Source organism: Erwinia sp. ErVv1 (genome assembly GCF_900068895.1).
GTDB lineage: Bacteria > Pseudomonadota > Gammaproteobacteria > Enterobacterales > Enterobacteriaceae > Erwinia.
Window position 1 is genome coordinate 148,317 of record NZ_CDPK01000012.1, and the last position, 10,574, is coordinate 158,890.

Here is a 10,574-nt window from a genome sequence, read left to right on the forward strand (position 1 = left end):
GTATGTCCCTGCTTATTGTGAAAGACTTAAGCATCGCCTTCCGCGCCTCCGGGGTCGAAAGGCGGGTGGTGGACAGCCTGTCGCTCTCCGTGGAGGCGGGTGAAACGCGCGCCCTGGTGGGCGAGTCCGGCTCGGGGAAAAGCGTCACCGCCCTGTCAATTATGCGCCTGCTCCCGTCACCGCCGGTGGTTTATCAGCAGGGTGACATACACTTTGCCGGACAGAACGTACTGACCGCCGACGAGCGCACGCTACGCGGCCTGCGCGGCAACCGCATGGCAATGATTTTTCAGGAGCCGATGGTGTCGCTCAACCCGCTGCACACCGTCGAAAAACAGCTGTATGAGGTACTTTCGCTGCATCGCGCGATGCGCAGAGAGGCGGCGCGTGCCGAAATGCTGACCTGCCTGGATCGCGTAGGCATTCGCGACGCCGCCCGGCGGCTGAAAGATTTCCCGCATCAGCTCTCTGGAGGCGAGCGTCAGCGCATCATGATCGCCATGGCGCTACTGACCCGTCCCGAACTGCTGATCGCCGATGAGCCAACGACGGCGCTGGACGTCTCGGTCCAGGCGCAGATCCTGACTCTGCTGAACGAGCTAAAGCAGGAGCTGAATATGGGGCTGCTGTTCATCACGCACAACCTGAACATTGTGCGACAGCTGGCGGATAACGTCACGGTGATGCATAACGGCAAGGGCGTGGAGAGCAATACAACCCGACGGCTATTCGACTCGCCCCAACATCCTTATACGCAAACGCTGCTTAATGCTGAGCCGGAAGGCAGACCCGAACCGGCAGACAGCCACGCCGACCCGCTGCTTCGCGTCAGTCAGCTTCAGGTTGCCTTTCCGATCAAACAGGGCCTGATGCGCCGGGTCACCGGTTACCATCACGCGCTACGCTCGCTCAGTTTTGTACTTCGCCCCGGGGAAAGTCTGGGGCTGGTGGGAGAGTCCGGCTCGGGCAAAAGTACCACCGGGCTGGCGCTGCTGCGGCTTATTTCGTCACAGGGTGAGATCTGGTTTCGCAATCAGCCGCTGCACCAGTGGGATCGGCGAAAGATGCTGCCGGTGCGGCCAAAAATCCAGGTGGTATTCCAGGATCCCAACTCTTCACTCAATCCCCGGCTAAACGTGCTGCAAATTATCGCCGAGGGGCTACAGGTTCATCACCCTGCCCTCAGCGAAAAGCAGCGCGAGGCGCGCGTGATTGCAGCGATGCAGGAGGTGGGGCTGGATGCGGAGACGCGGCACCGCTACCCCGCCGAGTTTTCCGGTGGGCAACGCCAGCGTATCGCCATCGCCCGGGCGCTGATATTACAGCCGGAGCTGATTATCCTTGATGAGCCGACCTCATCGCTCGACAGGTCGGTTCAGAAACAGATCCTGACGCTGCTGAAAAAATTGCAGCGCGATCGCCAGCTGGCCTACATTTTCATCAGCCATGACTTACAGGTGGTCAGATCGCTCTGTCATCAGGTGGTGGTGCTGCGGCAGGGTGAAGTAATTGAGCAGGGAGAGTGTGAGGCGATATTCTCCGCCCCAAAAGAACGCTACACGCAGCAGCTTATAGCACTGAGTGATTTCGCCATGTTTCCGCAATCCCCACGCCAAAGTTCTTAAGGCGGCAGGTGGTGGCGCTTTCATCATGACGGGTCACGAACAGGCAGGGCTGTCCGTCCCACTCTACCACGGCGCACTCAAGCTTGATGTCCGCCAGTGCCTCTTTGATCATTTGCATGATATCCCATGCCTGCTCCCCCTGGTGGCTGAGCAGGCTAAGGCCAATCAGATCGTCATCGCCAGCGACGCCATTCAGCGTCAGCGGCTCTACGCTGAGTTCGGACGATCCCGTGCCCCAGCGATAGCTTTGCGGTAATCGGTGTACGACAGAATGTTGTAACATAGTCAGCTAAACTCCCCAGTTCAACAGCGAGTGCAATGCTATAACAGCCGTTTTTTCACCAACGGTAGATATTGCACGGCAGGATAAAGCAAGGGCAGCATCACCTGAGCAGGGTCGTTTTTGAGCGTTGCCTCACGTTTCAAGGCTATATTTACCGCGTCACGGCGTGAATAACAACCATTTTTGTTGCATATAGGTAAATTTTAGCAGCGTTACATTCACATTAAAGCAACATAGTCGACACTCAGCATCCCCTGACCTGTGGGAAGGGTGCAATCAGACCGTTACGCCTTTACGCGGTCGGGCAGCGTAGAGGAAGAGTAGAACGGAGACTGTCGCACAGATAAAGATCGACCCCACCATTGGCCAGGCCGAGTGGAAGGAGAGCGTCGAGAGCAGCGCACCCACCAGCGCGCCCACGCCAAATCGCAGCGTGCCCGCCAGCGATGACGCCGTGCCTGCCATATGGGGAAACTCTTCCAGAATGACCGCCATGGCATTGGAGGAGACCATCGCCACGCAGCCAATAAACATCGCCACACCAAACACCAGCGGCAGAAAGCCCAGATTGAACGCGCTAACCACCACCATCCACACGCCCATGCTGAACTGTATCAGCAGCCCGAGCCGGAACATCGCCAGCGGACCAAATCGACGGACGCAGCGGCTGTTAAGCAGCGTCATCAGAAACAGGAAGACGATATTCAGGGCAAAGTAGTAGCCGAAATCCTGCGGGCTGATGTGGTTCAGCTCAATATAGACAAAGGGCCCGACGTTGAGGAATGAGAACAGCCCGGCAAATGAGAAGCCGCTGGCCAGCATATAGCTGAATACGCGCTTGTGGCGGAACAGCGACAAAAAATTTCTCAGGGTGGTACGGAGATGGAATTTCTGTCGCTTTTCACGCGGCAGCGTCTCTTTGATCTGGGTGACAACCAGCACGGTGGTGACCACGGCGGCCAGCGAGATGGTCCAGAAGATTGCGTGCCAGCTCCAGACCAGCAGCATCCAGCCGCCTACGATGGGGGCCACCAGCGGTGCAATGGTGGTGACCAGCATCACGAATGACATCATGCGGGAAAACTCTTCCTTCGAGTAGGTATCCCGCATCAGCGCGCTGATCACCACGCTGCCCGCCGCTGCCGACAGGCCGTGCAGCAGACGCATAAAAATCAGCTGGTCGATTGACTGGGAAAGCGCACAGGCGGCAGCGGCGACGGCAAAAATCAGCGTCCCCACGGCAATGACCGGTTTACGCCCAAAGCTGTCCGCCAGCGGCCCGTAAATCAGCTGCCCGAGAGCAAACCCGAAGATATACAGATTAAGCGTCATCTGCACGCTACCCGCTGATACCCCGAACTCGTGGGCAATTTGCGGGAGCGCAGGTAAATACATATCAATTGATAGCGGCATTAACATCGCCAGCAGGCCAAGGATCACCACCAGCCCCAGCGACGAATTCTTTTCCTTACGCACCCTCATCTACCCCACACAAGCTTCTGGTTATGATCAACGGGTCGGCAGACCCACGCTGGCAATTTCTTCTTCGGTCAGGGCACGGTATTCGCCCGGCTGCAGATCCTCGTCCATGGCTATCGCACCAATGCGCTCACGGTGCAGCTCCACCACGCGATTGCCGACCGCTGCAAACATCCGTTTTACCTGATGATAGCGGCCCTCACTGATGGTCAGACGCACCTGATGTTCGTCGATAACGTCCAGCCGGGCCGGTTTGGTCAGGTCTTTTTCGTTATGCAGCTGGACACCCGCGGTAAACTGCGCCGCCGTATCCTCCGCCAGCGGCGACTCCAGCGTCACCAGATAGGTTTTTTCGCAGTGATGGCGAGGCGAGGTAATACGGTGTGACCACTGGCCGTCGTCGGTCATCAGCACCAGGCCGGTGGTATCAATATCCAGTCGCCCTGCCGCATGGAGCTTATAAGCGGTGGGCTCATGCAGGAAATAGAGCACCGTTGGGTGATCGGGATCGTCAGTGGAGCAGACGTAGCCCTGCGGCTTATTCAGCATGAAGTAGCGCGGTCCGAGCTGCTGCTGTAGCGGATTGCCATCATACTCAACCTGGCTTTCAGGGTTCAGCCTGAACGCACTTTCCCGTACCACTTCCCCATCAACCGTTACCTTACGCGCCCGTATCTCGCGTCCCGCGATGGCGCGGCTGACTTCCAGCTGCTGAGACAAAAATTTATCAAGTCGCATTAAATCTGCACTGCCTGTTTAGTAGATATGAAAACCGACGCTCCTGACTGCGGAGCGTTTGAAGAGAGAGAACGCGTGGATCCTGACTGTTCTGCCCATCACCGGGGAGACTGAACAGCGCCCCCGGATACCGCCTCAGTATATAGGGAGTTAGCGTCGAGGCACAGAGGCTGACGGGCATGAAGCGGCCTTTCATGTCATAATGCGGTTTTGCTCCCAGATCCTCCGAAAACCATGTCGTTTACTCTGCGCCCCTATCAGCAGGAAGCGGTTGATGCCACGCTCAGCTACTTCCGTCGTTCTCATCAGCCCGCCGTTATCGTGCTGCCAACCGGCGCGGGTAAAAGCCTGGTTATTGCCGAACTGGCCAGGCTGGCACGGGGACGCGTGCTGGTACTGGCGCACGTCCGGGAACTGGTGGCGCAAAACCACGGTAAATACCTCGCCTACGGGCTGGAAGCCGATATCTTCTCCGCCGGGCTGCAGCAAAAACAGAGCCGCAGCAAAGTGGTCTTTGGCAGCGTCCAGTCGGTGGCCCGCAACCTGTCGCAGTTTGAGGGGGAGTTTACCCTGCTGATCGTCGACGAGTGCCACCGCATCAGCGACGCCGACGACAGCCAGTATCAGCAGGTGCTGAACCACCTGCGCTTAAGCAACCCGCGACTGCGACTGCTGGGCCTGACCGCGACGCCCTATCGCCTGGGGAAAGGCTGGATTTACCAGTTCCACTACCACGGCATGGTGCGCGGCGATGAGCGGGCGCTGTTTCGCGACTGTATTTATGAGCTGCCGCTGCGCTATATGGTGAAGCATGGCTTTCTGGTGCCGCCGGAAAGACTGGATATGCCGGTGGTGCAGTACGACTTCAGCCGCCTGACCGCCCGTGAAAACGGTCTCTTTAGCGAAGCGGACCTCAACCGTGAACTGAAACAACAGCAGCGTATTACGCCGCATATCGTTCAGCAGATTGTGGAATTTGCTCAGGACCGTCAGGGTGTCATGATCTTTGCCTCCACGGTTGAACACGCGAAAGAGGTGCTGGGCCTGCTGCCGGAGGGTAAGGCCCTGATCACCGCCGGGACGCCTGCCGCCGAACGTGACGCGCTGATTACCGCCTTTAAGGCGCGCCAGCTGCGTTACCTGGTTAACGTGGCGGTACTGACCACCGGCTTTGACGCGCCGCACGTAGACCTGATCGCCATCCTGCGCCCTACCGAGTCTGTCAGCCTCTATCAGCAGATTGTCGGGCGCGGCCTGCGCCTTTCCCCGGGAAAAACCGACTGCCTGATTCTGGATTACGCCGGCAACCCGCACGATATTTTCACGCCTGAGGTGGGCTCGCCGAAAGGGAAAAGTGACAATAAGCCGGTGCAGGTATTCTGCCCCGCCTGCGGGTTCGCCAATACGTTTTGGGGTAAAACGACCCCGGACGGTACCGTAATTGAGCATTTTGGCCGCCGCTGTCAGGGCGTACTGGAGGATGACGAAGGCAATCGTGAACAGTGCGACTATCGCTTTCGCTTTAAACAGTGTCCGCACTGCAATGCGGAAAACGATATTGCCGCCCGGCGCTGTCATCAGTGTGATGCGCTGCTGGTGGATGCCGACGATATGCTAAAAGCGGCGCTCAAACTTAAGGACGCCCTGGTTCTGCGCTGCGCGGCAATGGTGCTGGAAACCGGCAGCGACGAAAAAGGAGAGTGGCTGAAGGTGCGCTATTATGATGAGGAAGCCACCGAGGTCAGCGAGCGCTTCCGGCTCTCCACGCCCGCCCAGCGTACCGCCTTTGCGCAGATTTTCCTGCGCCCACACCAGCGCGCCCCCGGCGTCCCGCTGGTGTGGAAAACGGCAGCGGATATTGTCGCCCTCCAGCCCCTGCTGCGTCAGCCCGACTTTATCGTGGCGAGAAAGCAGCGCCATTTCTGGCAGATTCGGGAAAAAGTATTCGACTACCAGGGGCGCTATCGCCGCGCCAATATGCTGCGCTAGCGCCACGACGGTTTAATTCATTGCCGCTGGCGCGAAACCTGGGCTATAATGCGCCCCGCTTTTGCTTTCGCGAAAGCTGAACACTCCAACCTGTTGCTGGGTCGCCTGTAGCAGGATAATCAGATAAAGAGATTGAACAATGTTCACTATCAATGCAGTAGAACGTAAAGAGCAGGGCAAGGGTGCGAGCCGCCGCCTGCGTACAGCTAACAAATTCCCGGCCATCATTTATGGCGGTAACGAAGCAGCTGTTGCTATCGAACTGGACCACGACTACGTGATGAACATGCAGGTTAAGCCTGAGTTCTACACCGAAGTGCTGACTCTGGTTGTTGATGGCAAAGAGTCAAAAGTAAAAGTGCAGGCTGTACAGCGTCACCCGTTCAAGCCAAAACTGCACCACATCGACTTCGTTCGCGCTTAATCGCCCGTTTGAAATCCTGTGAAGAAAACGCCGCGTAATGCGGCGTTTTTTTTTGCCTGCAATAGCGACGCTGTTTGTCGCGGCGAACAACGTCGCTCAAACGGTAACGTTGTTCGCTGCGGCTAAGATTCTGCTCAAACCGCGATTTTATTTGCCGCTACTGCGGCGCTGGAGTTGGTCACGCAGATTGGGCGGTGTGCCTTTGATCGTCAGCGTATCCGTTGCCGGATCCCAGAAAATGCGTTCGCCTAACAGCATTGCGTCAAAGTTGAGCGTTAGCCCACCGCCGCTGCCGGAAAATTTGGTCAGCTGGCGCAGCGTACTGCGATCGGCCGGAAAACTCTCCTCCAGCTCATATCCCTGCTCCTGCGTAAAGGCCTGGAAGCTTTTTTCACCGAGCGGCGCCAGCTCTTCAGAAAGCCCCTGTAATGCAATCTCCTCGCCCGCCTGCAGCTGTTCATTACAGTAGCTGTAGACCTGCTGCCGATAGTTCTGCCGCTCATTTTTATCGAGAGTGGCCTCAGAGCAGTAGTCGTCTACCGCCTGCAATAACCCGCGGTTCTGCGCTTTGGTATCCAGACCCACGCTGGCGCCGAGGAAATCCATAAAGAAGTCGGCAACTTTGCGCCCTACTCTTCCCCGCAGGAAGGTAAGATAGCGCGTTGACTCCGGATTGGTTTCCCATTCGGTCAGGTCGATACGCGCCACAATATCGGCATGGTTGATATCCAGATAGTGCGTGCTGCTGATATCCAGCTCTTCATTCACGCGCATGCTGTTCTGGCTGTTCAGTACCGCAATCAGCAGATAGTCGACCGCCAGATAGCGGTAGTGACCGAACAGCACCACGCCGCCTTCCGCAAACGGATATTTTGCCAGCTCATCACGCAGTCGACCCGTTGCCGCACGGCTGAACGCGAGGAAGTCATCCTCACCCTTACGGCAGTTGCGCAGCGCCTCGGCCAGCTCGCTCTCTTCGTTAAACAGGCCGTAAGCTTTGTTCTTGGCGCTGTAAACACGATGCAGTTCTTCCATCATCGCGGTGACCGGAGCATTCGCGGGAAGCAGTGATTCGCGCAGCACCAGCTCAAGCGTCTGCTCGTCGCGTTTGATCAGCTGGTGAAGAGCAATCTGCTCGATATCCAGACTCATGGTAAACTCTCCTTTTGATGTAGGCGCGTATTCAAACACCGAGTGCGACGGCGATCAACAGGCAACAACTTTAACCGGGCGTTGACGATAAAAGAGCAGAAAAAATCGCACTTTTACGTTAAGATGCCGCCCTTTAACACTGAATAAACTCGACCTTATGCCGCAATCATCCCGTTACAGTGACACCCGCGTGGAAAAACTCCTCGCCGAAATGGCCAGCGTACTTGAAAAAGACAAGGCCCCCACCGATCTTTCCCTGATGGTACTGGGAAATATGGTGACTAATTTACTTAATAACAGCGTATCGCCTGCTCAGCGCAGCACGCTGGCTCGCTCCTTCGCCGACGCGCTGCAGGCTTCGGTACGTGATGATAAAGCCCATTAATGTGAAGATTCAGACTCTGCTATGGTAACAAATCGGCAGCCCTACCGAGAAAAAGTGTCCCAGATGATTAGCTGGGGGCACTGGTTCGCCCTGTTTAATATTATCTTTGCCTTTATTCTGGGTAGCCGTTACCTGTTTGTTACCGACTGGCCCGCCTCGCTGGCAGGACGCATCTATGCGTTTACCAGCTGGATTGGTCACTTCAGCTTTATTGTGTTTGCCGCCTATCTGCTGATTATCTTCCCGCTCACCTTCGTGGCGATGTCCCAGCGGCTGCTGCGCTTTCTCTCTGCCATTATCGCGACCGCCGGGCTGACGCTGATTCTGGTGGACAGCGCGGTCTTTAATCGGTTTCATCTGCACCTTAACCCGGTCGTATGGGAACTGGTCGTTAACCCGGATCAGAGTGAGATGGCCCGCGACTGGCAGCTGATGTTTATCAGCGTACCGGCCATATTTCTGGTCGAGATGCTGTTTGCCACCTGGAGCTGGCAAAAACTTCGCAGCCTCAACCGGCGCAACTTTGGTAAGCCGCTGGCGCTGCTGTTTATCGCGGCGTTCTTTACCAGCCATGTGATGTATATCTGGGCGGATGCGAACTTCTATCGCCCTATTACCATGCAGCGCTCCAACCTGCCGCTCTCCTATCCGATGACCGCCCGACGCTTCCTGGAGCGGCACGGCCTGCTGGATGCGCAGGAGTATCAGCGACGCTTGGTGGAACAGGGTAACCCTGAGGCACTGTCGGTCACCTATCCACTAAACAACATCACCTTTAGCGACGCCGGTACGCGCAATAACCTGCTGGTGATCACCGTGGATGGATTGAACGAGGCCTCAGTGGCGAAAAGTCTGCCGCACCTGAAGCAGTTTGCCGATGAAAACGTCAATTTCACCCATCACTTTAGCGCAGGCTTTACCGGCGACAGCGGCCTGTTTGGCCTGTTTTACGGAATTTCACCGGGCTATATGGACGGCGTGCTCTCCGCGCGCGTCCCCTCTGCCCTGTTTGGCGCGCTGAGCAAGCAGGGTTACCAGTTCGGTCTATTCGCCTCCGACGGCTTCAATGCGCCGCTCTACCGTCAGGCGCTGCTGGCAGATTATTCTCTGCCTGCATCAAAAAGTCAGCCGAACTCGCAGACCACCCTACAGTGGCAGCGCTGGCTGGACGGGCAGAAGAATAGCACGTCGCCGTGGTTCTCCTGGCTGTCACTATCGGGCATGGCGGAGCCAGCGGGTAATGCGAAGGAGTTCGCCCGCCGCTACGCGCGCAGCGCAGCCGACGTGGATACGCAGATTCAAAATGTGCTGACCACGCTGAAAGATAACGGCATGCTGGATAAAACCGTCGTGGTGATCACCGCCCGGCACGGCATTGCGCTGGACGGCGACACCAGTATGGGTAACCGGTCCAATCTGCAGGTGCCGCTGGTGGTTCACTGGCCGAATACCCCTGCGCAGCAGGTGGACAAGCTGACCGGGCATCAGGATATTATGACTACCCTGATGCAGCGCCTTCTGCACGTCAGCACCTCTGCCTCGGACTATTCACAGGGAGAGGATCTTTTTGCCGCTGCCCGTCGGCGCGACTGGGTGATTGCCAACAGCGATCGCCAGCTGGTGATCACCACGCCTTCCGTCACGCTGGCGCTGGATGCTAACGGCAGCTACAAGGCATGGGATAATCAGGGGCATCGGTTAAAAGATCATAAGCCTCAGCTCGCCCTGCTGTTGCAGGTGCTGACCGATGAGAAACGTTTCACCGCCGATTAATGGCTGGCACTGTATAAATTCAAAGCAGTCAACGCGTTAGGCGCTTGCAATTGCAGATGAAATGAGTACTATAAGCCCACGTGTCGGCACGTAGCGCAGCCTGGTAGCGCACTGTCATGGGGTGTCAGGGGTCGGAGGTTCAAATCCTCTCGTGCCGACCAAATTATCCCAACGTTTTGTCTGGTGAAGCCCAGAGAGAACCATAAAAAACAGTTTAAACAGTAGGTTGTTGAAATCTGCTGTTTTTCTGTTGTCTAGTGAAATCCTGATTGATACAGTGGAATCCACCTGATTTAGGCATACTCATGGACATTCGTTTCTAAGACTGCCTTTTGATATGCCTAAGCCTTCCGAGGAACAGAATGGAGACTGTTTATGGCAAGACAGAGCAAGCCCTTAACAATACCGAAGTGAAGAACGCCAAAGCTGCTGGACGAGCAATGGTTCTTTATGACGGGGACGGTCTGGAACTGCAGGTAACTACCGGAGGCTCAAAACTCTGGCGATTTCGTTATTACAAACCCTTCACTCGTAAACGGGCTATGATCAGCTTTGGCTCATACCCTTCCGTTTAGCTTTCCGAAGCCCGCCGAAATCGTGAAACAGCCCGCACTCTTCTCAGCAAAGACGTCGATCTGTAAGTATCCCAGCTTTAGTTCCACGCACTTTTTGAGATTTCCAGTTTCTCAGCCATCAGCCCATATTCTTCCGGCGTCAGGTTATTCA

The 10,574-nt window shown here is 56.4% G+C and carries 10 protein-coding genes, 1 tRNA gene and 1 pseudogene; 7 read left to right on the forward strand and 5 right to left on the reverse strand.

Annotated features, from left to right (window positions below; genetic code table 11):
* Positions 1–2: 2 nt before the first annotated feature.
* Complete coding sequence (yejF, locus tag A1830_RS16300; protein ID WP_067708667.1) at positions 3–1,625, forward strand: microcin C ABC transporter ATP-binding protein YejF; 1,623 nt, start codon at positions 3–5, stop codon at positions 1,623–1,625.
* On the opposite strand, the gene A1830_RS21650 is transcribed toward yejF, so the two are convergent.
* The 3 genes from A1830_RS21650 to rsuA all read right to left on the reverse strand — a co-directional run bounded on the left by A1830_RS21650 (position 1,570) and on the right by rsuA (position 4,125).
* Positions 1,570–1,914 (reverse strand): YejG family protein, encoded by a 345-nt coding sequence (locus A1830_RS21650; protein WP_197473350.1) that lies wholly within the window; start codon positions 1,912–1,914, stop codon positions 1,570–1,572. The two genes, yejF and A1830_RS21650, sit on opposite strands and share 56 nt — an antisense overlap.
* 270 nt (positions 1,915–2,184) lie before the next feature.
* Positions 2,185–3,384: a Bcr/CflA family multidrug efflux MFS transporter gene (locus A1830_RS16310; protein WP_156485022.1), complete on the reverse strand. Its 1,200-nt coding sequence runs from the start codon at positions 3,382–3,384 to the stop codon at positions 2,185–2,187.
* A gap of 33 nt (positions 3,385–3,417) precedes the next feature.
* Positions 3,418–4,125: a 16S rRNA pseudouridine(516) synthase RsuA gene (rsuA, locus tag A1830_RS16315; RefSeq protein ID WP_067708677.1), complete on the reverse strand. Its 708-nt coding sequence runs from the start codon at positions 4,123–4,125 to the stop codon at positions 3,418–3,420.
* 234 nt (positions 4,126–4,359) lie between these two features.
* Between rsuA and A1830_RS16320 the strand changes: the two genes are divergently transcribed.
* Positions 4,360–6,114 carry a DNA repair helicase RadD gene (locus A1830_RS16320; RefSeq protein WP_067708680.1) on the forward strand — a complete coding sequence of 585 codons (1,755 nt, stop codon included), beginning with the start codon at positions 4,360–4,362 and terminating at the stop codon, positions 6,112–6,114.
* Positions 6,115–6,253: 139 nt separating this feature from the next.
* Complete coding sequence (gene rplY, locus A1830_RS16325) at positions 6,254–6,538, forward strand: 50S ribosomal protein L25 (protein ID WP_067708683.1); 285 nt, start codon at positions 6,254–6,256, stop codon at positions 6,536–6,538.
* Between the two features lie 147 nt (positions 6,539–6,685).
* Here rplY and yejK read toward each other — a convergent pair whose 3' ends face one another.
* On the reverse strand, positions 6,686–7,690 hold the full coding sequence (gene yejK / locus A1830_RS16330) for a nucleoid-associated protein YejK (protein ID WP_067708686.1): 1,005 nt from the start codon (positions 7,688–7,690) through the stop codon (positions 6,686–6,688).
* A 157-nt stretch (positions 7,691–7,847) separates the two neighbouring features.
* Between yejK and A1830_RS16335 the strand changes: the two genes are divergently transcribed.
* From A1830_RS16335 to A1830_RS16350, 4 genes are all read left to right on the forward strand, one after another.
* Positions 7,848–8,075, forward strand: coding sequence for a YejL family protein (locus A1830_RS16335; protein WP_067708690.1), 228 nt, complete (start codon positions 7,848–7,850; stop codon positions 8,073–8,075).
* Positions 8,076–8,096: 21 nt separating this feature from the next.
* A complete protein-coding gene (yejM, locus tag A1830_RS16340) occupies positions 8,097–9,848 on the forward strand; it encodes an LPS biosynthesis-modulating metalloenzyme YejM (protein WP_067708693.1) in 1,752 nt (583 codons plus the stop codon).
* 84 nt (positions 9,849–9,932) lie between these two features.
* A tRNA-Pro gene (locus A1830_RS16345) sits at positions 9,933–10,009 on the forward strand.
* A gap of 201 nt (positions 10,010–10,210) precedes the next feature.
* Positions 10,211–10,423, forward strand: coding sequence for an integrase arm-type DNA-binding domain-containing protein (locus A1830_RS16350; protein ID WP_067708700.1), 213 nt, complete (start codon positions 10,211–10,213; stop codon positions 10,421–10,423).
* 77 nt (positions 10,424–10,500) lie between these two features.
* Here A1830_RS16350 and A1830_RS24045 read toward each other — a convergent pair.
* Positions 10,501–10,574, reverse strand: a pseudogene (locus A1830_RS24045) (integrase); the annotation flags it as partial.